Source organism: Vibrio sp. 1249-1, from assembly GCF_033340495.1.
Genome location: NZ_JAWOWJ010000011.1, coordinates 126,862 through 150,582, shown reverse-complemented (window position 1 = coordinate 150,582; position 23,721 = coordinate 126,862). Strand labels below are relative to the sequence as shown.

The following is a 23,721-nucleotide window of genomic DNA, read 5'->3' as shown; positions in this document are numbered from 1 at the left end:
TACGGCCAAGAGCAAGAAATCAACATCAGCGCAAAAGCGGGTGACGATATCGAAGAGCTTGCGACTTACATTAACGGTCAAACTGACCTAGTGAAAGCGTCAGTAGACCAAGACGGTAAACTGCAAATCTTCGCTGGCAACAACAAAGTTGAGGGCGAGGTCGAGTTTTCAGGCGGTCTATCTGGTGAACTAGGTTTGGGCGAAGGCAAAAAAGTAACGGTAGATACTATCGACGTAACCTCAGTTGGTGGCGCACAAGAATCTGTTGCTATCATCGATGCGGCACTGAAATACGTAGATAGCCACCGCGCAGAGCTGGGTGCTTTCCAGAACCGTTTCAACCACGCAATCAGCAACTTGGACAACATTAACGAGAACGTGAATGCGTCGAAGAGCCGTATCAAAGATACAGATTTCGCGAAAGAAACGACGGCAATGACCAAATCACAAATTCTATCGCAAGCGTCAAGCTCAATCCTTGCGCAAGCGAAACAAGCGCCTAACTCAGCGCTAAGTCTGCTAGGTTAATCAATTTAACAAAGCAAGAAACCAAAGCCAGGCTCATCCCTGGCTTTTTGCTTATTGGCTATAACGATTCAGATGTGTCCTGACAGTATGTTCGATAAGGCATTCATATCGATTAGATGATCTCTTTAAATTCCAATGTTTCTGCGATGGTGGCGCAGAGACACCTGAGTCAAGCAGCTGCGCAAAATGTTGAGTCACAACGCAACCTAACTTCGGGATTTCGAATCAACTCGGCGAGCGATGATGCGGCAGGTTTACAGATATCGAATACTCTCCATGTACAAACGAGAGGGCTTGATGTCGCCTTAAGAAATGCGCACGACGCTTTTTCTGTTGCTCAAACAGCGGAGGGAGCATTGCACGAAAGCAGTGACATATTGCAACGCTTAGGCTCTCTGGGGCTTCAAGCAGCAAACGGCAGTTATGACTCAAGTGATCGGCAAAGTATTCAATATGAGGTCGTAGCGCTGCAAGATGAGCTTGATCGTGTCGCGATCACGACAACATTTGCGGATAAAAACCTGTTTGATGGATCTTACGGTTCACAAAGTTTCCATATTGGCGCGAACGCTAATTCAATCTCTTTGACGTTACGTAACATGCGTAGCCATATCCCAGAGATGGGAGGGCAGCATTATGTTGGTGATGCGGTCGATAAAGATTGGCGAGTCACTGGAGATAACCAAACTCTCAAAGTCGAATACCAAGACAGTAAAGGGCAAACCCAAACGGAATCCATTGGACTCAAATTGGGTGACCGTATAGAACAGGTCGCCACTTACATCAATGCTCAACAATCGATAGTGAATGCTTCAGTAACGGAAAACAACGAACTGCAATTCTTCGCTTCTACGATGGAGGCGCCAGAGGGTGTGGTTCTCGAAGGGAGTTTAGCGGATGAGCTTGATGTGAGCGCTGGTCAATTAGTCACAATGGATGACATCGATATGTCGACGGCAGGTAAGGCTCAGCTTTCAGTTGGGGTGATTGATGCAGCAATTAAGTACGTTGATTCGCACCGAAGTGAAATTGGCAGCTTTCAGAACCGTGTAAACGGCTCGATGGATAACTTAAATACTGTGAATCGGAGTGTTACAGAATCCAAGAGTCGAATAAGAGATACAGACTTCGCAAGAGAATCTACGGAAATGGTGCGTTCTCAAGTGCTCCAAGATGCGACAACAGCGTTATTGGCTCAGGCAAAGCAAAGGCCGAGTTCGGCACTTGGATTACTTAGCTGAGCGGGTTTCATTGATGTAAGTCGATCAGAAATAAAATTTCAGGTAATAAAAAACGCTGCCAATGGCAGCGTTTTTTCGTGCTCGATTAAGTAAAAATTACTTAGTTACACGTAAAACTGGAGTTTCACCAACAGTTACAGAACCAGAAAGCTTGTTTAGCTCTTTGATTTCGTCCATGTTAGAGATAACAACTGGAGTTAGCGTTGACTTCGCTTTCTCTTCTAGAAGAGCTAGATCGAATTCAATTACAGTGTCGCCAGCTTTGACAGTTTGACCTTCTTCAGCGATACGTGTGAAGCCTTCGCCTTTTAGTTCAACTGTGTCGATACCGAAGTGAACGAAAAGCTCAACACCGTCGTCAGACTCGATAGAGAACGCATGGTTAGTTTCGAAGATCTTACCGATAGTACCGTTTACAGGAGCTACCATTTTGTTGCCTGCTGGCTTGATAGCAATACCGTCACCAACGATTTTCTCAGCGAAAACAACATCTGGCACGTCTTCGATGTTTACAATCTCACCAGAAAGTGGCGCGATGATTTCGATAGCACCAGCGTCAGCGCTGTCATCAGATACAAGCTTCTTAAGTTTGTCAAACAGACCCATTGTGTCATGCTCCTAAGGTTTGGTTTTATTCTGTCGAATTATAGTATACCAATATAGCTCATTAGACGACTTTTTTCGCCGTCTAATGGCCATTAAGTATTGAATTACTTGGTACTACCGATTACTGAGCTTTCTCAGCAATAAACTTTTCTACCACGGCTTCGATTTCTTCTGCTGTCGGTAGAGAAAGGGCTTCTTCAGCCATTGCTTTCACTTCTGCGAAGTTAGAGTTACGAACTACTTTCTTCACTTTAGGGATTGAAATGCCGCTCATTGAGAACTCGTCCAGACCCATACCTAGAAGTAGAAGTGTTGCACGCTCGTCACCTGCAAGTTCACCACACATACCAGTCCATTTACCTTCTGCGTGAGAAGCGTCGATAACTTGCTTGATCACAGTAAGTACAGCTGGTGATAATGGGTTGTATAGGTGAGAAATCATCTCGTTACCACGGTCAACCGCTAGCGTGTACTGAGTTAGGTCGTTTGTACCGATAGAGAAGAAAGACACTTCCTTCGCTAAGTGGTGTGCGATCGCAGCAGCAGCAGGAGTTTCAACCATAACACCGATTTCGATGTTTTCGTCGAACGCGTGGCCTTCAGCGCGTAGCTCTTCTTTGTACTCTTCGATCGCTTTCTTAAGCTCACGGATTTCTTCGACAGAGATGATCATTGGGAACATGATACGCAGTTTGCCGTGTGCAGAAGCACGTAGGATGCCACGTAGCTGATCACGAAGGATTTCACGACGATCTAGACTGATACGTACAGCGCGCCAGCCTAGGAATGGGTTCATCTCTTTTGGAAGATCCATGTATGGGAGATCTTTATCGCCGCCGATATCCATAGTACGGATGATCACAGCTTGACCGTTCATTGCTTCCGCAACTTCTTTGTACGCTTGGTACTGTTCTTCTTCAGTTGGTAGCGCAGTACGGTCCATAAATAGGAATTCAGTACGGTACAGACCAACACCTTCACCGCCGTTACGAAGGATACCGTCACAGTCTTTCACTGTACCGATGTTACCGCAAACTTCTACACGGTGACCGTCAGTCGTTTCTGCGTGTAGGTCTTTCAGTTTCGCTAGCTCTTCTTTTTCAGCTAGGAATGCTGCTTTAACCGCTTTCGCTTCTTCTAGCTCAGCTTCTGATGGGTTAACAACAATCTTGTTGTTCATTGCGTCAAGAATCAGCATGTCGCCATTCTTAACTTTCTTCGTGATGTCGTTAGTACCAACGATAGCTGGAAGCTCAAGTGAGCGAGCCATGATTGAAGTGTGAGATGTACGACCGCCGATATCACAAGCAAAACCAAGCACGTAGTCTAGGTTGATTTGTGCAGTTTCAGATGGCGTTAGGTCGTAAGCAACAAGAATTACTTCTTCGTTGATATCGCTAAGCGAAACAATGTTGATGCCTAGTGCGTTCTTAACAAAACGAGAACCGATATCGCGGATGTCAGTTGCACGCTCTTTTAAGTATTCGTCGTCTAGAGACTCAAGAGCACATGCTTGCTCTTCGATCACTGAGTGGATAGCGTGATCAGCAGTCATCTTGTCGTTTTTGATAAGTGCTAGGATTTCCTCTTCTAGCTCTTCGTCTTCAAGAAGCATGATGTGACCTTCAAAGATCGCTTCTTTTTCTTCGCCAAACGTTTCAAGCGCTTTTTGCTTGATAGTTTCTAGCTGAGCTGCAGATTTGTTACGAGCGTCAAAGAAACGCTGAACTTCAGCTTCTACTTGATCGTCAGAAATAGTGTTTGTGTTTAGGACAATTTCATCTTCTTGAAGTAGTAGTGCTTTACCGATTGCAATACCAGGAGATGCTAGGATGCCTGAAATCATAGCCTTACCTTAAGTTTGGTCAACTTTATAAAACGGGAGAATAATGGGTGCGCTAACGAATAGTTTTAGCTTAGTTTTGAGCCTATTTCCAACGAAGCCATTTTGCTTTCACAAAATGGCTTCTGGAGTAGGAGACCGGATTAGTGTAGTTGGTCCATTAGAGCAACTAGGTGGTCAACTGCTTGCTGAGCTTGTGGGCCTTCAGCAGAAATAGTAACTTGAGTACCTTTTACTAGGCCTAGTGTTTGTAGTTTGAACAGGCTCTTAGCGCTAGCGCTTTTACCGTTAGAAGTCACAGTGATGTCTGCGTCGAATGCTTTCGCTTCTTTAACAAACTGTGCAGCTGGACGAGTGTGAAGGCCGTTTTCTGCTGTGATTTCTACTTGCTTCTCGTACATGTGATATACCCCAATAAATGTATTTTTTTGTTAGTTTGTGACCAGATTTTAGCTTAACTGCTTTACATCTTGTGCGCTAGCACGGGAAGAGTTCAAAGCGCGTCAGTTCTGATACTAGTCAAAAGTTTGGTAACTACGCAACTGTTTGCGTGCGTAATCACTTTGAAACCTTTTTGTGTTCTGCTTCTTTATTTTGAAGCTAGAAATAAAACACCCTGATATTACCAAAGGTAGGGCAGGGATCAACAAAAAAGCCCCTAAACGGGGCTTTTTTAAACTAAAAATTGATTTGAACACATATTATTGTTGGTTCTCTTTTTCGGTAAAGATACCTGCAAAGAGTGCTGTACTTAGGTAACGCTCACCGGAACTTGGCAAGACAGTTACAATTGTTTTTCCTTCAAATTCAGGTAGTTCCGCAAGTCGGTTCGCTGCAACAACCGCTGCGCCTGATGAGATACCAGCTAGGATACCTTCCTCTTCCATTAGGCGACGAGCCATCTCAATCGCTTCTTCTGAGGTAACTTGCTCAACACGGTCAATAATGTCTAAATCGAGGTTACCTGGGATAAAACCAGCACCGATACCTTGGATTTTGTGCGGAGCAGGTTGGATTTCTTCGCCAGCAAGTGCTTGTGCAATAACTGGAGACTCTGCTGGCTCAACTGCGACAGAAGTGATGGCTTTGCCTTTTTCACCTTTGATGTAACGGCTTGTACCTGTGATAGTACCGCCCGTACCGACACCAGCAACGAATACGTCGATTTCACCGTCTGTCGCTTCCCAAATCTCAGGGCCCGTAGTCTTTTCGTGGATCTCTGGGTTCGCAGGGTTGTCAAATTGTTGAAGAAGTAGGTATTTCTCAGGGTTGCTTGCTACGATTTCTTCTGCTTTAGCAATCGCCCCTTTCATGCCTTTCGCCGCTTCAGTCAGCTCAAGGTTGGCGCCCAGTGCTTTAAGTAGCTTACGGCGTTCTAGGCTCATTGATTCAGGCATGGTCAATGTTAGCTTGTAACCGCGAGCGGCCGCTACGAATGCTAGAGCAACACCTGTGTTACCACTGGTAGGTTCTACAAGCTCTACACCTGGCTTAAGAAGCCCCGCTTTCTCTGCTTCCCAAATCATGTTTGCACCGATACGGCACTTAACACTGAAGCTAGGGTTACGCGCTTCAATTTTCGCAAGAACTTTGCCGTTGCTTACTTTGTTTAGACGAACGAGAGGTGTATTACCAATAGTAAGAGAGTTATCTTCGTAGATTTTGCTCATAGTGATGTTCCTTCATTACACGTTGTGTGAATATGGATAGAAGAATATGCGGTATGAAAAAAAGGGAAAAGGATTAAAAAGTTATATCTTATTAGGTTGGCCCAGAACTTGATAAAAGAAAAGGGAAAAGCTGGCGCTGATCCCTTTCCTTAATCTCTAGTCGACTATCGTTGGTGCTTAAACTCCGCGACCCACATAGCGGTTGCACCACATATTGCTACAGGCATGACAATGAGGTTCAAAATTGGGATCGTCGTAAACACAGACACCAATACCCCAAAGCCATAGGCCTTACCTTGCTTTTGTTTCAATTTGTAACGCATGTCGTTAAATGGGATTTTGTGATTATCAAACGGGTAGTCACAATATTGAATCGCGAGCATCCAGGCGGTAAAGATAAACCATAAAAATGGTCCTACTGTTTGTCCAAGGGCAGGGATGAGCAATAACAGGAATAGGCCTATTGCTTTAGGTAAGATGTAAAGGAGCTTTCTCCACTCACGAGCTAAAACGCGAGGAACATCTTTCAGGACGGCAGTGAAACCATCATCATTTACTTTTTGTCCCGTTAAGTACTCTTCCACTTTTTCAGCTAAGAGGCCATTGAATGGCGCGGCGATAAAGTTCGCGAGTGTGCTGAAAAAATAGGAGAAGGTAGCGAGTATTGTCAGAGCGAGTAAAGGCCAAAGAATGTAAGTTAACCAGGATAAAAACTCAGGCAGCTGCCCAATCCAGTCTTCGATCCATATATTAAGGTTTGAAAATAGATAGAAGATGGCACCACCCACAAGCAAGATATTTGCAAGTAGAGGTAAGATGACAAAGCGTCTGATTTTAGGGGCAAGTGCCAATTGTATCCCGTATAGAAAATAACCGAACCCGGTTCTCTGCTGATTGTTTTGCTTCATGTCTATTTTGGCTTCGTGTAAATGAAAACTCATTGTACCTGTGAGGACTTTTCTTTCAATGCCCTGACAAATGACGTCTTGTTAAGTGGAATCGTGGCAAGAATCACAACAAAAAACGGAACTTCTTGCATTAAGTTGTTCTAAATCTACATATAGTTTTGGTAAAGTAAACGTATCATTCAGATTTATTGCACTTGGGTTGCTGCTCAAGGAACTGCGAGTAGTAAAAACAAGTATATTGAGAGTAAATAATGCAGGAATTGCGATTCGTACTCATTGTTGTTGGCGCATTAGCCATCGCGGCATTACTGTTTCATGGTTTATGGAGCAGTAAAAAAGAAGGCAAAGCAAAGTTTGGTAACAAGCCACTTGGTAAGCTGGATGTTGACCAAGAAGACAAAAATGATCTTGTTGAGAAAGAGCGAGACTTCGCTCCCGCTCCTGAAGATGACTTTGAGATCATTCGCAAAGATCGCAAAGAACCAGATTTTGGGATGGCGAGCTCTTTCGACAACAAGTTTGAATCTGACCCGTTATTCGGTGGTCCATCTGAAGTCAAACAGACGCAGCAGGAGCCGGATGACATCCCTTCATTTGTTGCAGAAAAAGATAAAGAAGAGGACGTTGAGCCTGTTGTTCAAGCAACAGTAGCTGAAGAGCCATTCCAGCCTGCTGTGGAAGAAGACGTTATTCCCGCCGCGTTTGATATTACGGAGAAAGAACAGCAAGTCGAAACGGTTAGTGAGCCTGTCGTTGCAGAGCCTAAGGAAGAGCCAGAACCTGAAATGCAAGTGATTGTATTGAATGTGCACTGTGCTGGTGAAGAGCCATTTGTTGGTACTGCTTTATTTGAAAGTATGCAACAAAACGGTCTAATTTATGGCGAGATGGATATTTTCCATCGTCATGTTGACTTGTCCGGTAACGGCAAAGTGCTGTTTAGCGTCGCTAATATGATGCACCCTGGTACGTTTGAGCATGCTGATCCTGCTGAGTTTACAACGAAGGGTATTTCATTCTTCATGACATTGCCTTGTTATGGCGAGGCTGAACAGAACTTCAACTTAATGCTCCGAACTGCGCAGCAAATTGCTGATGACTTAGGTGGTAACGTACTTGATGACCAGCGCAACTTAATGACGCCAGATCGTTTAGCATCTTATCGACGTCAAATAGTTGAGTTTAATGCCGCTAACGCATAATCTTAACAGCAAATAATAATAGGGCTCCGGATGGAGCCCTTTTTCTTGGATTTCCCAACCTCACCGATTGAAAATACACGGGGCTTTACTATGTCTGAATCAGTACTTCAGCGACTAGAAGAACTAAAAGAGTCGTTGCATTACCACGCTGTGCGTTACTACGTGGAAGATAACCCAGAGATCCCTGATGCCGAGTACGACCGTTTAATGCGAGAGTTACTGGATATTGAAGCTGAGAACCCTGACTTAATAACCGTAGACTCGCCAAGCCAACGTGTCGGTGGACAACCTCTCTCTGCGTTTAGCCAAGTGACACATGAAGTACCGATGCTTTCGCTTGATAACGCGTTTGATGATAGTGAACTTGATAGTTTCCACAAGCGCGCACAAGAGCGCGTGGGCAGCCAGAGTGTGAAAGAATACTGTTGTGAGCCTAAATTGGATGGACTCGCCGTAAGTTTGTTATATGAGAATGGCGTATTAGTTCAGGCGGCCACTCGAGGCGATGGTACTACGGGTGAAAACATCACAGAGAATGTGCGTACGATTAAAGCCATTCCTTTAAAACTCAGAGGTAATGACTGGCCAAATCGTCTTGAAGTTCGTGGTGAAGTCTTTATGCCGAAAGCTGGGTTTGAAAAGCTCAATGAATTAGCAAGGAAGAAAGGCGAGAAAATCTTTGTTAATCCACGTAACGCTGCGGCAGGTAGCTTACGACAATTGGATTCACGTATTACGGCTTCTCGTCCGCTTAGCTTCTATGCATACAGTGTAGGCGTGGTGCAAGGCGCAGAATTGGCAGCAAGTCATTACGAACGCTTTTTGCAAATCAAATCTTGGGGACTGCCAATGTGTCCGGAAACTAAGCGAGTTGAAAGCTTGGCGGATGTAAAAGCTTACTACCAAGATATATTGCAGCGTCGTGATGCCCTCCCTTATGAGATCGATGGTGTCGTTATTAAAATTGACGATATTGCCGTGCAAGAGCGTCTGGGGTTTGTTGCTCGCGCTCCACGTTGGGCGATTGCCTACAAGTTCCCAGCACAGGAAGAAATGACGACACTGAATGAAGTGGAGTTCCAAGTCGGTCGCACTGGTGCGATTACACCTGTTGCTAAACTAGAGCCTGTATTTGTTGGCGGGGTAACGGTAAGTAATGCGACGCTTCATAACGCAGATGAGATAGAACGTCTGCAGGTCAAGATTGGTGATCACGTTGTGATCCGCCGTGCTGGCGATGTTATTCCGCAAGTCGTATCTGTCATCAAAGAGCGTCGACCAGAAACAGCTCGAGATATTGTTTTCCCAACTCAGTGTCCTGTTTGTGGTTCGCATGTTGAGCGGATCGAAGGAGAAGCGGTAACACGTTGTATGGGGGGCTTAGTTTGCCAAGCCCAACGCAAACAAGCGCTAAAACACTTTGTTTCTCGTAAAGCGTTAGACGTTGACGGTTTAGGCGATAAAGTGATCGAGCAGCTTGTTGATCGTGAGATGGTGAAAACTCCTGCTGACTTATTTAAGTTATCAGCGGGGATTTTAACCGTACTAGATCGCATGGGGCCAAAGTCTGCGCAGAATATTGTGAATGCGTTAGAAAAATCCAAAGAAACAACTTTACCTCGGTTTTTGTATTCACTGGGGATCCGTGAAGTTGGCGAGGCAACCGCAGCAAACTTAGCAATGCACTTTAAAACGTTGGGAGCGATCCAAAATGCTACCGAAGAGCAGTTGATTGAAGTGCAAGACATCGGTGCTGTGGTTGCTCAACATATTACGACTTTCTTTAGTGAAGAACAGAACCAAGCGGTGGTTAAAGATTTGCTTGAACAAGGAATTCATTGGCCAGAGATTAATACTACTGAGCAGGTGGGGGAATTACCATTAGAAGGTAAAACAGTAGTATTAACGGGAACACTTTCTCAACTGGGGCGTACAGAAGCCAAAGAAGCCCTCCAAGCACTGGGGGCTAAAGTGACGGGTAGTGTTTCTAAGAAAACCGATATTTTGTTTGCTGGTGAAAATGCAGGTTCGAAGCTCGCAAAGGCACAAGAACTGGGTATCGAAATTAAAACAGAACAAGACTTACTCGAACTGATGAATTAAGTCTTCTCAAAAAAGCTAAAAAATAACTAAAAGCCCCGTATGGTAAGCATGCGGGGCTTTTTATTGTTCATAATTAAGTGTTTTTTTATTGAGTAATTGATGCCTTTGTTCTTTTCAGTGATCAAGATCGAACCTTGGGTTATTGGTTTTTTTGGCTTTTTTAGTCTGCGAGTGACTTCAAGTTGATACTTTTAAGTTCAATTTAAGTATTTTTATTGTGTTGTGTTGTGTTGTGTTGTGTTGATGTTGTTAAAAATAAGATCTGGATCAATAAGTTATATGGAACTTTGGAGTGGCTCATATTTTTTTAGAAAAAAAATAAGTTCCATTTGGATGTTTTTAGCTGCGAAGTTAGTCTTAATCACGTGGATACACGGTGTGTATGCAGGAACTAAAAAAAGCCAAATTAGAAATAATGAGGTTTGATCAGGAATTTACTTCTCTCCTTCGGCGGCCAACTAAAGGTGAGATAGAAAAATACAGCTATATCCATTTTTAGGAGTTTTTCCATGGACAAATTTTTTAAGGTTTCAGCGTTAACCGCAGCAATGTTTGGTGTTGTTGCTGTCGCTCCAGCTACAGCGTCTACTGAAAGTGCAGCAGGTGGCGAGTACGTAGAGAAAGTGAACGAATTTATGCAAGACTCAAGTCTGAATGCATTATTCATAGTTGATACTCGTTCACGAACTCGTACAACAGGTAAGCCCGGCGGTGAAAATGGTGACCGTTGGAGTCGTCTAAACTACTCTTCTTACAACGCAATTTTAGACTTCACTTCTGGCTACCACGATGGTTGGGTGGGCGCAGATGTTGCGGCTTACTACTCTGGCGATCTTTACAACGATAGTCTTTACAATTCAAACGAAGGCTACCTATGTAACGAAATCTCAACTTGTAACAACCTAGACTGGGGTGCAGGTGATGGTCAGCAGCTTAAAGTTTACAAAGCAGCGCTGAAATTCAAAGCAAACGAAAACTTTAATGCTCGTTTCGGTATGTTACAGGCTGGTGGTAACGGTACAATCGGTAACGTTTGGAGCTTTGTACCTGGTACTTACCGTGGTTTCGAACTGAACGCTAAACTTGGTGATTTCAACCTAAGCTACTTTGGCGCAGACCAATTTACAGCACCTTGGCTGCTTCACGAAGATGATTACGCACCAGCGCTTTGGTCTGACACGTCATGGAGCTACCTACACTCTCTAGGTCTAAATGGTAACCTAACTGACAGCCTGTTTATGCAACTTGGCCTAGGCCAAGCAACTGGCGTTCAATATGCAAATGGTGTTGACTGGGGTGCAGGTCAAGTGACTAGCTACCACAACGAAACTGACAACACTTCTTACAAGGCTTACTTGAAGTACACTGTTAGTGACCGTACAACTCTAGCATTTGATTTCTACGGTGTTGACGATGATGTGAAATACGATGGTCTAGGTTTCCACACTGGTCTGTCTTTGAATCAATCTTTCGGCAAGCTAGCTTGGATGTCTGAGTTGCGCTACACAGACACAGATAACCGTGCGGACTTCGTTCCTCGTACTATTCATACATATGGTATGAACAATGGTACTTGGTCTCAGTGGTGGGACGCGCTGTCTGACTGGAACAAAGCGGGTGAGCTAGCATGGTACAACCGTCTATCTTACAACCAAGGTAACGGCTGGAACTATTACCTAGGCTTTGGTTACGGTACTGGCGCTGACTCTGCAGCAAGCGGAGCATCAGGTGACTGGGATTACGAAAGCGAATACGCAGTTAACGCAACAGTATCTTACTCACTACAAAGTGGCGCGCTTAAAGGTTCTACCATTCGTTTACACGGTACAATCCTAGAACGTGATGAGTACGCAGGTGCTGGCGATGCGGATGAAACAGACTTACGTCTACAAGTTCTTATCCCTTACAGCTTCCACTAATACTTAATTAGATAATAAAAGGAGCCGCTAGGCTCCTTTTCTATTTCACTTCTCGGCCGTCGTATATTTTGCAATATAACGGTGGCAACATATGTACATTACCGTTTGGCAACTCACACTTTATCTCTGGGCCTAACGTACGACCACCGGATGCACCATTAGCATGAGTGGTTAACGGAATTATGGCAAAAGATATTACTAATAGACCAGATAAAAATCTCATAATAATCACCTTAATATAAACTTTAAATATCTACGTACTTGTATAAACCGTGACTACGCAGAAAGGCAAGGTTGAATAGGGCTCTTATATCAAACTAAGCTCTTACTTCTTTACTATTCCCATTCCCCACCTCTAAATCGACACATTTCACTTGGAATATTCGTAACGTCGCCACTTGGCATCTTACATTCGACTATAGGTCCCAAATTAGTTGTACCGCCGTTTCCGTTGTTGTAGGCAAAGGAAGAAAAAGAAAAAATACCGCACAACATTAAAAAGAGAAGCTTATTCATAGTACATCCTCTTACTTACCAAATAAAAAGCACTCAACTTAAATGCTCATGCGTTAAGTATGTATCCGAGGATAAAAAGATCAAAAAATAATTCAATAAAGTTTTATTTTTTAAAATAAATTTAGATCGATAATTTACCTAGATATATTTCTATCTTATTGATTGTCGTGTGTTGAATAATTAAATAATAGGAAATGGTAGGTAGGGTATTAATAATATTACTAATACTTATTTTTTTCTCGATTTTAATTAAGGTAATGAAATGAAAGCAGTTGTTTAGATTAAAGTAATGGAGCATGATTTGCCCCATTACTTTGGCATAAATTAATTAGAATCAGGCTCAATGATTAAAATAATACCTTCAACATCGGTGATTCTTACGCGGGTACCGGCTGGAAGTGCTTGATCCGATTGTGCGGACCATGTGGTATCGGCTACCTTGATGCGATTGAGCCCGACGGAAAAGTCTTCTTCAAGGATAAGAGTACGCCCAATTAACTGCTTGTACTTTTGGTTCAGATCTCTTTCTTGGTCTTCTTGCTTGTCTTTAGACCATTGTCGTCGCCACCAAAGCCAGGTGGTGATTAAGCTGAAGCTTGCAAAGCAAAGCCATTGTAATTGCCAGCTCATTGGCAAAACGGTCATGATTGCTCCAACGATAAGTGCAGACACCCCGAGCCAGAGAAAATACCCTGCGGTACCAAGTAGCTCAACTGCTAAAAGAGCAAAGCCAAACGCTAGCCAATGCCAGAAAGAGATACCTTCCAGCAAACTAAAAAAATCCATAAATTATTCTTTACCTTGCTGTTTAAACATTTCTGCTATCCCTGCAACCGAGCCCATTAGTCCGGTTGCTTCTAATGGAAGCATAATGATTTTACCATTTTCGGCTTGACCAATGCTCTTGATCGCTTCGGTATAACCCTGTGCAATGAAGTAATTGACGGCTTGCATGTCACCTTTTGCAATGGCTTCGGAAACCATGTAAGTCGCTTTTGCTTCTGCTTGCGCGGCACGCTCACGTGCTTCTGCATGGAGAATAGCAGACTGCTTTTCACCTTCAGCTTTTAATATCTCTGATTGTTTATGACCTTCGGCCTTTAATATCTCAGCTTGGCGAACTCCTTCTGCTTCAAGAATTTCCGCACGCTTATTACGCTCGGCTTTCATTTGCGCATTCATTGCAGCGGTCAGATCGGCTGGTGGCTGGACATCTTTAATCTCAATTCGTGTGACTTTTACGCCCCAAGGGTTTGTTGCTTGGTCAACAATCGCCAACAGCTTAGAGTTGATCATGTCGCGTTGGCTCAGCATTTCGTCCAGTTCCATTGAACCTAAAACGGTACGAATGTTGGTAAGGGTCAAGTTTCTAATAGCGTGTTCTAAGTCGTTGACTTCATAAGCCGCTTTGGCAGCATCGATCACTTGAACAAATCCGACAGCGTCAATAACCACGTTAGCGTTATCTTTTGAAATGACCTCTTGCGCAGGAATATCGAGAACGCGCTCCATCATATTTACTTTTTGACCAACTTTATCAACGAATGGAATGATCAAGTTTAAACCCGGCTTTAATGTGTGGGTGTAGCGTCCGAAGCGTTCAACTGTCCAGTTGTTTCCTTGCGGAACCGTTTTAATGGCTGAAGATAAGATAACGACAGCAAGAACGACGAAAATACCGATGGTGATCAGTGAATCAATTGGCATAAGTTATTCCCTTAAGTGCATAATATTCGATCCATTTTTACCTATTTATAGACAATAGACAATTGAAGTTCTGAGACCTTTGAGAGGTTATTGGTCTTTTATATGACAAAGGCCGGAAATCCCGGCCTTTGTTGTCTTCTTCCTAGAAGAATGCGACGCTTAGTACAAAATTGAGTAAAGCTGGCGACGATATTTGCTTGCTAATGCGTTACCTTGACCTAGCGCACTGAGAATATCCATAAAAGTCTTCTTCACGTCACCGTCTTGGGCGCCCAAGTCTTTTTTAAGAATATTCCACAGCAGTTCCAACGCTTCTTCATCCCGACCAACTTGGTTGTATTGTACCGCCAATTCACAAGCGAGTTCGAAGTTTGCCATGTCTGCTGCGTATGCTTGTTCTAGTCGCTGTAACTCAGGGCTATCTGCAGCCTGCAAATGCAGCTCGAGCTTGGCTATTAGGCTCTTGTAGTAGTTATCTTGATACTCGAGAGGGATAGCGTTCAGTAGTTCTTGGGCAATATCAAATTGTTTGGTTTCTAGCAAACAATCAGCCATCGCGAGTTTCACATCACCACGCTCTTGCAGCTCTGGCGGCAAAGTGTGGATGATACTCAAAGCCTGAGCATGCTCACCTTGCTGAAGAAGTTCACTGACTTGTTTTAATAGTTGTTCATCTGGGCTTGGCAAATGCTTTTGTAGCATGGTAGCAATGGCATCAATTGGCTGGGGGCCTCCCAGACCATCGACGGCTTGACCATTTATAAACAGCGCGATAGTTGGCAATACTTGCACGCCAAATTGAGACGCTAAAGCTGGCTGATCTTCACAATTTAGTAGAGCAAGCGTAAATGCACCGTTGTACTGTTGAGCAAGAGATTGCAACTCAGGGAGTATCTGTGCGCTTTCTGGCTGAGCGTTGGCCCAAAAGTGGATCAAAACGGGCGTGTTCATTGATCCTTCAAGCGTTTCGCGAAAGTTCTGTTCTGTTATCTCAACGATAAATGGGGATTGCATCAGAGTATCCTTGCCTTGTGTCTTGTCGTTGATATTAGATATGGAGTTGATTTAGGTGAAATTCAAGCGACATTCACCATCAATAATGAATCATTCTATTTTGAGAAAACGTGAGGTAATAGAGTGAGGTTATTGCTGCTCAGGTGTTAGATAAAAAGAAAACGCTGCCGAAGCAGCGCAATTCTAATGCTATTTGTTAGTGCGGTATCAAAATAGGATGAACATGGTCAACACTACACCCACACTAAGCCAGTTAAGCTGATTTAATGTCATTGTTGCCTCGCAGTAGTATAAACATTGCTACAAAACGTAATGGGTGGCGATACCAAATCTAAGCAACTCAATCACTTTGGGCGAAAGAATCCCCGCTGAATTGCGTAGAAATTGATTCGTTTAGTTGAGGTTTTTTTAACCTACATGTTCATAATGACATCACATTGTTACGGTGAAATTACATTTCGACAAAACTTTTTTATGCAGCCTGTCGCAAAATTTTATCAAGTACACGGGTTGGTAATAGTCTTTTCAAGACTGCGAATAATTTAGTCGGTGTAGTAATTCGATAACGAATTTTCGGTGAAACGCTAGTTAATGCATGAAGAACTGGTGCGATGCAAGACTCTGCAGGCAAAACAAATCGATTATTAGACTTGTTGTTGTTGAGTCGCTCTCTTTGTCCTTCATAAGCATGACGATGGGGGCTAGATTCAATATCAACCCACTTCTCAAAGGCTCGTAATGCATTGTTTCTAAATTGAGTTTCGATCGGTCCTGGTTCTATCAATGCCACTTTGATATTCGTATCCGCAAGCTCTAGCCTGAGCGTATCTGTCCAGCCTTCTAAGGCAAATTTTGATGCATTATAGGCACCACGGTATTTCATTGCGGCAAAACCAAGAACAGAGCTGTTTTGTATGATGCGTCCTTCGCCTTGCTGGCGCATATGAGGAAGCACCTCTCTGACCAACTGGTGCCAACCAAAAAAGTTGGTCTGAAATTGATCTTGAAGAGCCTCGGTGGGTAAGTCTTCCAGTGCTCCGGGCTGACCGTAGGCACCATTATTGAACACTGCGTAAAGCTTACCTTCTGCTAACTCTAGCGCTTGCTTCACGCCCGAAGAAATGCTTTCTGGGCTATTTAGGTCTAGATTGATGCAGGTTAGCCCTTCATTAATTAGGCGCTGGACATCTTGTTCTTTCCTACAAGATGCAATGACATTAAATCCCTTGTTTTGTAGGGCGTGAGCGCACACGTAACCGATGCCGGTTGAACAACCCGTAATAAGAATCGACTTTTTCATAATTTAATTTAAGACTCAGAAACATTGATTGGAGCCATCATTCATCAGCTCCGGTCATGAAGCAAGTGCTTGAGTGCTGGCTCTATTCTGGAGTAGCTAAATTTAAAGCCCAGTTCGGTGAGTTTTTTGGGTTTGGCTCTCATGCTATCAAACAACAAGCAGGAAGATTCTCCCATTAGGAGTTCCATCGCCCATTTAGGCGTGAACAAGATATGCGGACGTTTTAGCGTTTTAGCTAGTGTGCCGCTAAATATACGATTAGTCACAGGATGGGGGGCGCACATATTGAATGCACCGTGGGCATGTGGTGTTTCAAGCAAGTACATGATAGCGCGGATCATATCTAGGATGTGAATCCAAGGCATGTACTGATTACCGTTCCCAAGTGGGCCGCCTACGCCAAGCTTGTAAGGTAATAGCATCTTTGCCAACGCACCACCATTAAGGCCGAGTACCACGCCAGTTCTCAGTAGACAAACCCGTGTTTGTTCCGACTCTGCGCGCTTAGCTATTTGCTCCCACTTTGCACAAACCTCGTGAGGAAAGCCGTCGCTATTAACATGTAAGCACTCATCAAACGGATGATCTTGTTGGTCACCATAGTAGCCAACTGCCGAGCCACTAATAAAAACAGAGGGAGGTTCGGTACTTGCGTGGATCAGCTCAACAATTTGTTCGGTAATTTTCCAACGACTTTTGCAGACTTTTTCTTTTTGCTCGCTGGTCCACCTTTTATCCGCAATAGGCTCACCTGCAAGATTAATGACGGCATCAACGTGATTGAGATCGGCGAACGACTCGAGCGAGTCAAGGTATTCGATATTACCCAGATCAGCATGCTGTAGGCGTTGTTTTGCTCGCTCTGGAGAGCGTGTAAGTAGCATAACCTGGTGAGTTGATAGCAGCTTGAGCAACTCCGAGCCAATAAACCCAGTGCCACCTGTGAGTAATATCTTCATGTTATCTCTTTGAATGTACACGTATTAGAACATTATAGTCGTTTTGTTCTTAGCTTGATCATCTCAACACCATTATTTCTGGGATAGTGACAAGCTGGCAGAGATACTATTAACTTCACATATTAGAAAATATGTAACTAAATGTTATAGATGGCGCTAGTGCATTCACGGTAGAAGAGTGAAATCTATGCCAGACTAGAAGTTATCGCTCATTGGAACGAGCGTAATCAGTTTGCACAATCAAGGAGGATAGGCATGGAAGCATTTGTTGCGCTTTTTCGAGCGCTCCTCAATAGTGCTCGTGACTTATTACCCATCATCATTGTTATCACTTTTTTCCAATTAGTCGTTTTGCAAGAGCCGCTGCCCAACCTGGTCTCCATTCTTTTTGGCTTGTTGCTTGTCGTTTTAGGATTAACCTTTTTTATCTTTGGCCTAGAACTTGGTCTTTTTCCTATCGGAGAGAGTATGGCTCAAGCCTTTGCAAAAAAAGGCAGCGTGTTTTGGTTATTAGTCTTTGCGTTTTGTTTGGGGTTTGGCACCACGATAGCTGAACCTGCATTGACCGCGGTAGCGGAAGAAGCCTCAGAAGTTGCTGCAGAGGGCGGAATGATCGCTAACTCAGAGCAGTCCATGCAGGATTACGGAGAAGGACTTCGAGTAACAGTAGCTCTCTCTGTGGGGATAGCCATCGTTATCGGCGTTTTGCGTATCTTAAAAGGGTGGCCGATTCATTACATGATCATTGGTGGCTACGTCGGCGTTGTAATACTGACGTGGTTTGCACCTGAAGCCATTATTGGTGTCGCTTACGATTCCGGAGGTGTAACCACGTCCACCATAACAGTACCTCTGGTCACTGCACTGGGCGTCGGTTTAGCGTCTTCTATTAAAGGGCGTAACCCTATGGTGGATGGCTTTGGTTTAATCGCTTTTGCCTCGCTGTTACCGATGATGTTTGTGATGGTTTACGGAATGGTCGTAACATGATTTCAATTGATCATTTCCTAGACACTTTATTATCGACCGTTCGAGACGTCGTTCCCATCGCCAGCATTATTTTTGGTTTTCAGTTAGCGGTGTTAAGGCGTCCTGTTAGCAACCTTAAGAAAGTTTTGCTTGGGTTCGTTTATGTGATTTTCGGGTTAGCTCTTTTTTTACTTGGATTAGAAATGGCGTTGTTTCCACTTGGGGAGACGATGGCTGTGCAATTAACGGCGCCGGAGTTTTTACAAGAGTTCAAAGTATCGGTAGGGAAAGCCTTAATGTGGGTCGACTATTATTGGGTTTACACCTTCGCCTTTTTTATAGGCTTTAGTACCACGATTGCAGAGCCTTCTTTAATCGCTGTAGCGATAAAAGCAAACCAAGTCTCTGGAGGCAGTATCAGTATTAACGGCTTGCGCGTAGCCGTTGCGTTTGGGGTGGCAATTGGTATTGCATTAGGGAGTTACCGGATTGTCGTGGGCGATCCCATTCATTATTACATCATCGCGGGTTACATCGTCGTTGTGATTCAAACGTTTTACGCTCCTAAGCTTATTGTTCCACTCGCCTACGATTCTGGAGGCGTAACAACTTCTACCGTCACTGTCCCACTTGTAACTGCATTAGGGTTAGGGCTTGCTTCGACCGTCCCTGGAAGAAACCCAATGATTGATGGCTTTGGCTTGATCGCGTTTGCCAGTCTATTTCCTATGATCTCTGTGATGGGCTATGCGCAAATAACCCAGTGGCTGAATAAAAACGTCTCGGAGGAAGAAGAAAATGCGCTTTAAATTGATACTTGCGTTTGTTGAAGACAGCAAAACAGACAAGGTGTTGGACGCTGCACGCGATGCTGGTGCGACCGGTGCAACAGTGATTAACAATGCTCGCGGGCAAGGTTTAAATCAAAAGCGAACGTTTTTTGGTTTAACGCTAGAAGTGCAAAAAGATGTGCTGCTGTTTGTGGTCGAGGAACATCTCTCTCGACACATATTAGAAACCATTAATGAGGTTGGTGAATTTGACAGAGAGTCGGGACAGGGGATTGCTATTCAGATCGATATTGAAGATGCAGTCGGTGTCGCGCATCAAGTAGAAACGTTGACCAAAGTGGTTGAGGATGAGTTATGAGCAGTCAAACGATAATTAGAGTTCGAGATGTAATGGCGGCTACTTATGTCATGGTTGATGGGCTAATGACAGTTTATGAAGGCATAACGTTGGCGAAAAAATACCAAGTCAAAGCGCTGGTGGTGAAAAAGCGAGATGATAATGATGAATATGGCATCGTGTTGATGAATGATATCGCCAAAAAGGTGCTGGCGAATAATCGTTCTCCTCAGCGCACAAATATTTATGAAATCATGACCAAGCCCGCTTTGTGTGTCGAACCAGATATGAACGTAAAATATTGTGCCCGTTTGTTTGAGCGATTTGGCATAAGCAGAGCGCCGGTCATTGAAAGTGGCGAGGTCATTGGGATGGTGAGTTATAACAATATTGTCATCAATGGTATGGTGCGAGAAGAAGTGTAATAGGTTGATATAAATGAAAAATCAACGATTTTTTCTCAAGTCAGCGACTGTTACAAAGAACTAAAATATTTAATATATGTTAGGTTGCATATGTGTTGATTCACCATTATTCTTTGCGCCCTAAGCCTAATGTCGAGGAATCTGTATCATGCCTTTAGTCTCTTGCCCCGTGTGTGAGAAACAAATCTCAAAACGCGCTCATGCATGTCCAGGATGCGGAGAGCCCGATCCGCTGCACCATCTAGCCAAATCAAAATTTATGTCGATGGTGTTTTGGATACTGGTGTTGGTTGGAACAGCGTATGCAGCATGGTTCTATGTTTTGCCTATGGTCATTGAATCATTGCGCTATCAGTAGTATTCAAACCGTCGTAGGTTGAGCTGCTAAAAAAATGCCGTAGAATGACCTCATACTTTTTGAGGAGACGATGTCGTGAAACTATTTTTTGCCTCAGACCTGCATGGCTCTTTGCCAGCAACTAAAGAAACCATTGATCTATTTTTGGCTTCTGGTGCGCACCACCTGATTTTGCTAGGAGATACGCTAAACCATGGGCCGCGAAACCCTATTCCGGAAGGCTACAACCCTCCACAGGTAGCAGACTTATTGAACCAATACAGTGATCAAATTATTTCTGTACGTGGCAACTGTGATAGTGAAGTAGACCAAATGCTATTGAAGTTTCCAATGATGATGGATTACTCATGGGTGCTACTTGAATCTGGCAAGAGAATCTTTTTGACTCATGGTCACTTGTACAACTCTGAAAAACGGCCGCCACTGCGCGAAGGTGATATCATCGCCCACGGTCATACACATGTTCCCGTCGCAGAGATGCAAGATGGAGCCATTATATTCAACCCAGGCTCGATGACATTCCCACGTAATGGCTTACCGAGAAGCTTTGGTACTCTAGAAGGCAATAAGCTAACGGTAAAAACGCCAGAAGGCGAAGTATTAGCACAAACCATGATTTAACGGTTTTACTAAGTAAAAAAATAGGGAGCGAATTGCTCCCTATTTTGTGTCTGAATGTCCTAAATCGCGTTCTGGGTCGATAATGTCTCTAACGCGCTGTTTTAGCACCTTGGCTTCAGGAAAGCCGCTGTCTTTTTTCCGTTCCCAAATTTGCTGGCCATTACAGAAAATTTCGAAGCGACCACCTGTGTCCGGGTGTAAGCTGATTGTTTCTATTTCTTCGCTAAAAGTATGCAGTAATTCTTGCGATAGCCAAGTTGAACGCAACATCCAGTTGCACTGGCGGCAGTAATAAATATCAATGATTGCTTTATCCATGAAACTTTCCTTTTAATCTTTTTAAACCAGCAACTTGATGCCCACCGCAAACGTGAGAATTTCGAATGCAACTTTAATCACTCTGTTACTGTATCGAGTCGCGGCCCATGCGCCTAAACTGCCGCCTAGAAAAGAGCTAAACAATAAAACAGGTAACCAAGCCCAGTGAATAGGCGCCCCTGCCTGTACGACGGCAATGCCTCCAATGCCATTCCAAAACAGGCCGACACAAATCATGGTGTAAGCAACGGCTTGTTTGTAGTCGTAACCAAACCAGCGCACCAAAAATAGTGTCACGAGCAAACCAGAACCTGCGGTAAGAGATCCGTTAATGATGCCGATAAACAGTAAGCCAATTCCACCAATAACCCAACCGATAGGATGACGGTTACGTATTACTTCAGCTTGGCCTAGCGATGTCTTAAATCGCGAGTAGATACCTAGCGCTAGGATCATCGTGCCGAGCATCTTTTCCGCGATACCATCAGGGATCTGTACAATTAAGTTAGCCCCTAAAATCACGCCAATACTACCGGACAAGATAAGGTAGAGCGCGACTTTCCATTTAATAGTGCCTGATCTTAAATGCGTGCTTGCTGCGCCTAAGCCTAAAGCAACCGAAGCCACCTTATGTGTGCCTAGCGCAACGGAGAACGGTAAGCCGAGAAAGATGAGTAAAGGGAATTGAAGCAAGCCTGCTCCGCCACCAGAAAGTGAAGCCAGCGTGTTGGCGATTAGTGAACCGAAAAAAAGGGTAAGGGTATCTAGCCAATCCATAAGCAAAACAAAGGGGGCGTCTTGCCCCCTTATCATCCAATCAAAATTAGTTTTTAAACAGTACCGAAGAACCGTGGTTCAAGCTAGTGAGCAATAGTGTTTTTTCGTTCACGACGTCAATACGACGACTTTGCTCCGCATCTAGCTTAAAAATTTGAGTAATCAAACGTAGCTGTGCTTCGGAAAAGTCTTTTGATTGAGAAGATGAAATATCTTTAAACTCCGAAGGCGAGACCAACAAATAGTTGTCACTTACTTCCCAGCGGCCTTTTTCCGAGATATTTATCGTTGATTCTGCGGTTGAACCTTGAGCGAATAGTTTTATATTTGCTACGCGAATATAGTCACCATTAGGGAGATATTTCACGTTTGATTCAACATTAACTCGGCGTAGTGGGCCGACAGTATCGTCAGGCAAGCTGTCTGTAATGACTGTCACCATGGTCGACTGCCATTCGTTTGCTGTGAGGAGCTGTTCCACTTTTAGGTCACTTCCCCAATACAACCAACTACTGAAAAGAACGGATACGGCCAAAACCGCAGATGCTAATTTAATCTTCATATTGGCCTCCTTTATTTGCAGATGTCTGTTGGATCGTTTTGACCTGCGAAAATACGCAGTGTTACGTTCTCGTAAGAGTGGTTACTGTCATGAATGTAGTTCAGAATCAGCTGGTTATTTTGTCCGCCAGTGGCAATCACTTCCACTGGCAACGAGTCTTCTGCATGGTGCTTCACGTAGCGCTCAATGCATTGCTCTATTGAGGGCAACCAGTTGTTGATTTGAGGGTGATTTACAGGTGTCATCACCGGCACATTTTGATACTCACCAATCTGACGGAATTGGGATTCCGCTGGGTTCGTGAATAACAATACGCAAACAGGAAGCAGCAGAGATAAAAAGATAATGACACGCGGTAGCCAGTTAATCGTGTTAGATGCTGGCTTCGGCTGAGTTTTAGTCGGCTCTACTTGAGGCTCAAGATCAGCAGTAGTATCGGTCACTATCTCTGTTGGTGGTGTATCGCTCGCTTCTAACTCCACTGCTGGCGCTTCGTGTTCAGAAGCGCTTTCTTCAACGTCAGTGTTAGAGTCAGTAGAAAATGGGCTCAAGCGTTCCACTGAACAAATGAGTTGGTAGCCACGTTTAGGTACCGTTTTAACAAACTCTGGAGATTTTGTTGAATCCTTCAACATCTTACGCAGAGTAGAAATCGCTTGAGTCAGGCTTGAGTCATCCACCTCAAAACCTTGCTCACGCCAAACAAACTCGTGAAGCTCGTTACGGGTTAAAACTTCGTTTGGTCTCTCTGCCAACATCAGAAGTATACGGCTTTCGTTGCTTCCTAATCGTACAACGTCGTTGCCGTTTTGTTGGTCAGCGAGCGAATTACTATTTGGATCAAAGGTGAACCTTTGAGCAAGTAGAAATTTGGTGCCAATGTTAGTCATTTAGTTCTTCTTAGATGGATGATGTTGTAATTATGGTGATTTATGTCACAAAATTACCGGGGCGCTTGGAGTGCGCACGACATTTTAGATGCTTTTAGACGGGTAGGATAATTAAAATTTTCTAAAAAAACACCGTTTTTAGCAATATTGACCTTGA

At 43.9% G+C, this 23,721-nt stretch carries 25 protein-coding genes; 11 read left to right on the top strand and 14 right to left on the bottom strand.

Annotated elements, in window-relative coordinates; genetic code table 11:
- Together R7Z50_RS18460 and R7Z50_RS18455 are read left to right on the top strand one after the other, a co-directional pair.
- Window positions 1-528: flagellin (locus R7Z50_RS18460; protein WP_206946719.1), on the top strand; the 528-nt coding region annotated here is incomplete at its 5' end.
- 116 nt (window positions 529-644) lie between these two features.
- A complete protein-coding gene (locus R7Z50_RS18455) occupies window positions 645-1,769 on the top strand; it encodes a flagellin (RefSeq protein ID WP_213961853.1) in 1,125 nt (374 codons plus the stop codon).
- A gap of 96 nt (window positions 1,770-1,865) precedes the next feature.
- Here the strand turns inward: R7Z50_RS18455 and crr are convergent, their stop codons facing one another.
- The 5 genes from crr to cysZ all read right to left on the bottom strand — a co-directional run bounded on the left by crr (window position 1,866) and on the right by cysZ (window position 6,796).
- Window positions 1,866-2,375: a PTS glucose transporter subunit IIA gene (gene crr, locus R7Z50_RS18450; protein ID WP_005382041.1), complete on the bottom strand. Its 510-nt coding sequence runs from the start codon at window positions 2,373-2,375 to the stop codon at window positions 1,866-1,868.
- A 121-nt stretch (window positions 2,376-2,496) separates the two neighbouring features.
- Window positions 2,497-4,221: a phosphoenolpyruvate-protein phosphotransferase PtsI gene (gene ptsI, locus R7Z50_RS18445; RefSeq protein WP_005389298.1), complete on the bottom strand. Its 1,725-nt coding sequence runs from the start codon at window positions 4,219-4,221 to the stop codon at window positions 2,497-2,499.
- Between the two features lie 140 nt (window positions 4,222-4,361).
- The gene (locus R7Z50_RS18440) at window positions 4,362-4,619 is read right to left on the bottom strand and encodes an HPr family phosphocarrier protein (RefSeq protein WP_005382043.1); all 258 of its coding nucleotides are present in this window, start codon (window positions 4,617-4,619) and stop codon (window positions 4,362-4,364) included.
- Window positions 4,620-4,919: 300 nt separating this feature from the next.
- On the bottom strand, window positions 4,920-5,888 hold the full coding sequence (gene cysK / locus R7Z50_RS18435; protein WP_047009545.1) for a cysteine synthase A: 969 nt from the start codon (window positions 5,886-5,888) through the stop codon (window positions 4,920-4,922).
- Between the two features lie 164 nt (window positions 5,889-6,052).
- Complete coding sequence (gene cysZ / locus R7Z50_RS18430; RefSeq protein WP_031780324.1) at window positions 6,053-6,796, bottom strand: sulfate transporter CysZ; 744 nt, start codon at window positions 6,794-6,796, stop codon at window positions 6,053-6,055.
- Between the two features lie 251 nt (window positions 6,797-7,047).
- Between cysZ and zipA the strand changes: the two genes are divergently transcribed.
- The 3 genes from zipA to R7Z50_RS18415 all read left to right on the top strand — a co-directional run bounded on the left by zipA (window position 7,048) and on the right by R7Z50_RS18415 (window position 12,020).
- Complete coding sequence (zipA, locus tag R7Z50_RS18425) at window positions 7,048-7,998, top strand: cell division protein ZipA (protein WP_085569971.1); 951 nt, start codon at window positions 7,048-7,050, stop codon at window positions 7,996-7,998.
- A 90-nt stretch (window positions 7,999-8,088) separates the two neighbouring features.
- The gene (ligA, locus tag R7Z50_RS18420; RefSeq protein ID WP_017819968.1) at window positions 8,089-10,101 is read left to right on the top strand and encodes an NAD-dependent DNA ligase LigA; all 2,013 of its coding nucleotides are present in this window, start codon (window positions 8,089-8,091) and stop codon (window positions 10,099-10,101) included.
- Between the two features lie 509 nt (window positions 10,102-10,610).
- Window positions 10,611-12,020, top strand: coding sequence for a hypothetical protein (locus R7Z50_RS18415; RefSeq protein WP_005382055.1), 1,410 nt, complete (start codon window positions 10,611-10,613; stop codon window positions 12,018-12,020).
- Between the two features lie 840 nt (window positions 12,021-12,860).
- On the opposite strand, the gene R7Z50_RS18410 is transcribed toward R7Z50_RS18415, so the two are convergent.
- From R7Z50_RS18410 to R7Z50_RS18390, 5 genes are all read right to left on the bottom strand, one after another.
- Window positions 12,861-13,322, bottom strand: a complete 462-nt coding sequence (locus R7Z50_RS18410) for an NfeD family protein (protein ID WP_047102904.1) — start codon at window positions 13,320-13,322, stop codon at window positions 12,861-12,863.
- Between the two features lie 3 nt (window positions 13,323-13,325).
- Window positions 13,326-14,243: an SPFH domain-containing protein gene (locus R7Z50_RS18405; protein WP_047102903.1), complete on the bottom strand. Its 918-nt coding sequence runs from the start codon at window positions 14,241-14,243 to the stop codon at window positions 13,326-13,328.
- 159 nt (window positions 14,244-14,402) lie between these two features.
- Window positions 14,403-15,257, bottom strand: a complete 855-nt coding sequence (locus R7Z50_RS18400) for a co-chaperone YbbN (RefSeq protein ID WP_005388628.1) — start codon at window positions 15,255-15,257, stop codon at window positions 14,403-14,405.
- A 472-nt stretch (window positions 15,258-15,729) separates the two neighbouring features.
- Window positions 15,730-16,557 carry an SDR family oxidoreductase gene (locus R7Z50_RS18395; protein ID WP_171344859.1) on the bottom strand — a complete coding sequence of 276 codons (828 nt, stop codon included), beginning with the start codon at window positions 16,555-16,557 and terminating at the stop codon, window positions 15,730-15,732.
- Between the two features lie 44 nt (window positions 16,558-16,601).
- The gene (locus R7Z50_RS18390) at window positions 16,602-17,516 is read right to left on the bottom strand and encodes a TIGR01777 family oxidoreductase (protein ID WP_169628603.1); all 915 of its coding nucleotides are present in this window, start codon (window positions 17,514-17,516) and stop codon (window positions 16,602-16,604) included.
- 255 nt (window positions 17,517-17,771) lie between these two features.
- On the opposite strand from R7Z50_RS18390, the gene R7Z50_RS18385 reads away from it, so the two are divergent.
- From R7Z50_RS18385 to yfcE, 6 genes are all read left to right on the top strand, one after another.
- Window positions 17,772-18,506 (top strand): DUF1538 domain-containing protein, encoded by a 735-nt coding sequence (locus tag R7Z50_RS18385; RefSeq protein ID WP_005382077.1) that lies wholly within the window; start codon window positions 17,772-17,774, stop codon window positions 18,504-18,506.
- Window positions 18,503-19,294 (top strand): DUF1538 domain-containing protein, encoded by a 792-nt coding sequence (locus R7Z50_RS18380; RefSeq protein WP_005382078.1) that lies wholly within the window; start codon window positions 18,503-18,505, stop codon window positions 19,292-19,294. Before R7Z50_RS18385 ends, R7Z50_RS18380 begins: the two co-directional genes overlap by 4 nt.
- The gene (locus tag R7Z50_RS18375; RefSeq protein WP_005382084.1) at window positions 19,284-19,634 is read left to right on the top strand and encodes a P-II family nitrogen regulator; all 351 of its coding nucleotides are present in this window, start codon (window positions 19,284-19,286) and stop codon (window positions 19,632-19,634) included. Before R7Z50_RS18380 ends, R7Z50_RS18375 begins: the two co-directional genes overlap by 11 nt.
- Entirely contained in the window at window positions 19,631-20,038 is a 408-nt protein-coding gene (locus R7Z50_RS18370; protein WP_031781352.1) for a CBS domain-containing protein, read from the top strand. Before R7Z50_RS18375 ends, R7Z50_RS18370 begins: the two co-directional genes overlap by 4 nt.
- 148 nt (window positions 20,039-20,186) lie before the next feature.
- Window positions 20,187-20,396 (top strand): hypothetical protein, encoded by a 210-nt coding sequence (locus R7Z50_RS18365; protein WP_005382086.1) that lies wholly within the window; start codon window positions 20,187-20,189, stop codon window positions 20,394-20,396.
- 75 nt (window positions 20,397-20,471) lie between these two features.
- Window positions 20,472-21,017 carry a phosphodiesterase gene (gene yfcE / locus R7Z50_RS18360; RefSeq protein ID WP_047102892.1) on the top strand — a complete coding sequence of 182 codons (546 nt, stop codon included), beginning with the start codon at window positions 20,472-20,474 and terminating at the stop codon, window positions 21,015-21,017.
- A gap of 39 nt (window positions 21,018-21,056) precedes the next feature.
- Here yfcE and R7Z50_RS18355 read toward each other — a convergent pair whose 3' ends face one another.
- The 4 genes from R7Z50_RS18355 to R7Z50_RS18340 are packed head-to-tail and all read right to left on the bottom strand — an operon-like array spanning window position 21,057 to window position 23,564.
- The gene (locus R7Z50_RS18355) at window positions 21,057-21,335 is read right to left on the bottom strand and encodes a SelT/SelW/SelH family protein (RefSeq protein WP_005382088.1); all 279 of its coding nucleotides are present in this window, start codon (window positions 21,333-21,335) and stop codon (window positions 21,057-21,059) included.
- Between the two features lie 21 nt (window positions 21,336-21,356).
- Complete coding sequence (locus R7Z50_RS18350; RefSeq protein ID WP_176310838.1) at window positions 21,357-22,112, bottom strand: sulfite exporter TauE/SafE family protein; 756 nt, start codon at window positions 22,110-22,112, stop codon at window positions 21,357-21,359.
- Between the two features lie 46 nt (window positions 22,113-22,158).
- Window positions 22,159-22,674, bottom strand: coding sequence for a transmembrane regulator ToxS (toxS, locus tag R7Z50_RS18345; RefSeq protein ID WP_005382091.1), 516 nt, complete (start codon window positions 22,672-22,674; stop codon window positions 22,159-22,161).
- Between the two features lie 11 nt (window positions 22,675-22,685).
- Window positions 22,686-23,564, bottom strand: a complete 879-nt coding sequence (locus R7Z50_RS18340) for a transcriptional regulator (protein WP_017634819.1) — start codon at window positions 23,562-23,564, stop codon at window positions 22,686-22,688.
- Window positions 23,565-23,721: the final 157 nt, after the last annotated feature.

Coding starts and splice junctions, on each gene's coding strand:
- ligA (WP_017819968.1), top strand. CDS start 8,089: ATGTCTGAATCAGTACTTCAGCGACTAGAAGAACTAAAAGAGTCGTTG.
- R7Z50_RS18410 (WP_047102904.1), bottom strand. CDS start 13,322: ATGGATTTTTTTAGTTTGCTGGAAGGTATCTCTTTCTGGCATTGGCTA.
- R7Z50_RS18340 (WP_017634819.1), bottom strand. CDS start 23,564: ATGACTAACATTGGCACCAAATTTCTACTTGCTCAAAGGTTCACCTTT.
- R7Z50_RS18390 (WP_169628603.1), bottom strand. CDS start 17,516: ATGAAGATATTACTCACAGGTGGCACTGGGTTTATTGGCTCGGAGTTG.
- R7Z50_RS18405 (WP_047102903.1), bottom strand. CDS start 14,243: ATGCCAATTGATTCACTGATCACCATCGGTATTTTCGTCGTTCTTGCT.
- R7Z50_RS18395 (WP_171344859.1), bottom strand. CDS start 16,557: ATGAAAAAGTCGATTCTTATTACGGGTTGTTCAACCGGCATCGGTTAC.
- R7Z50_RS18400 (WP_005388628.1), bottom strand. CDS start 15,257: ATGCAATCCCCATTTATCGTTGAGATAACAGAACAGAACTTTCGCGAA.
- R7Z50_RS18385 (WP_005382077.1), top strand. CDS start 17,772: ATGGAAGCATTTGTTGCGCTTTTTCGAGCGCTCCTCAATAGTGCTCGT.
- cysZ (WP_031780324.1), bottom strand. CDS start 6,796: ATGAAGCAAAACAATCAGCAGAGAACCGGGTTCGGTTATTTTCTATAC.
- R7Z50_RS18350 (WP_176310838.1), bottom strand. CDS start 22,112: ATGGATTGGCTAGATACCCTTACCCTTTTTTTCGGTTCACTAATCGCC.
- R7Z50_RS18440 (WP_005382043.1), bottom strand. CDS start 4,619: ATGTACGAGAAGCAAGTAGAAATCACAGCAGAAAACGGCCTTCACACT.
- R7Z50_RS18355 (WP_005382088.1), bottom strand. CDS start 21,335: ATGGATAAAGCAATCATTGATATTTATTACTGCCGCCAGTGCAACTGG.
- toxS (WP_005382091.1), bottom strand. CDS start 22,674: ATGAAGATTAAATTAGCATCTGCGGTTTTGGCCGTATCCGTTCTTTTC.
- crr (WP_005382041.1), bottom strand. CDS start 2,375: ATGGGTCTGTTTGACAAACTTAAGAAGCTTGTATCTGATGACAGCGCT.
- R7Z50_RS18370 (WP_031781352.1), top strand. CDS start 19,631: ATGAGCAGTCAAACGATAATTAGAGTTCGAGATGTAATGGCGGCTACT.
- zipA (WP_085569971.1), top strand. CDS start 7,048: ATGCAGGAATTGCGATTCGTACTCATTGTTGTTGGCGCATTAGCCATC.
- R7Z50_RS18365 (WP_005382086.1), top strand. CDS start 20,187: ATGCCTTTAGTCTCTTGCCCCGTGTGTGAGAAACAAATCTCAAAACGC.
- R7Z50_RS18380 (WP_005382078.1), top strand. CDS start 18,503: ATGATTTCAATTGATCATTTCCTAGACACTTTATTATCGACCGTTCGA.
- cysK (WP_047009545.1), bottom strand. CDS start 5,888: ATGAGCAAAATCTACGAAGATAACTCTCTTACTATTGGTAATACACCT.
- ptsI (WP_005389298.1), bottom strand. CDS start 4,221: ATGATTTCAGGCATCCTAGCATCTCCTGGTATTGCAATCGGTAAAGCA.
- R7Z50_RS18455 (WP_213961853.1), top strand. CDS start 645: ATGATCTCTTTAAATTCCAATGTTTCTGCGATGGTGGCGCAGAGACAC.
- R7Z50_RS18415 (WP_005382055.1), top strand. CDS start 10,611: ATGGACAAATTTTTTAAGGTTTCAGCGTTAACCGCAGCAATGTTTGGT.
- R7Z50_RS18375 (WP_005382084.1), top strand. CDS start 19,284: ATGCGCTTTAAATTGATACTTGCGTTTGTTGAAGACAGCAAAACAGAC.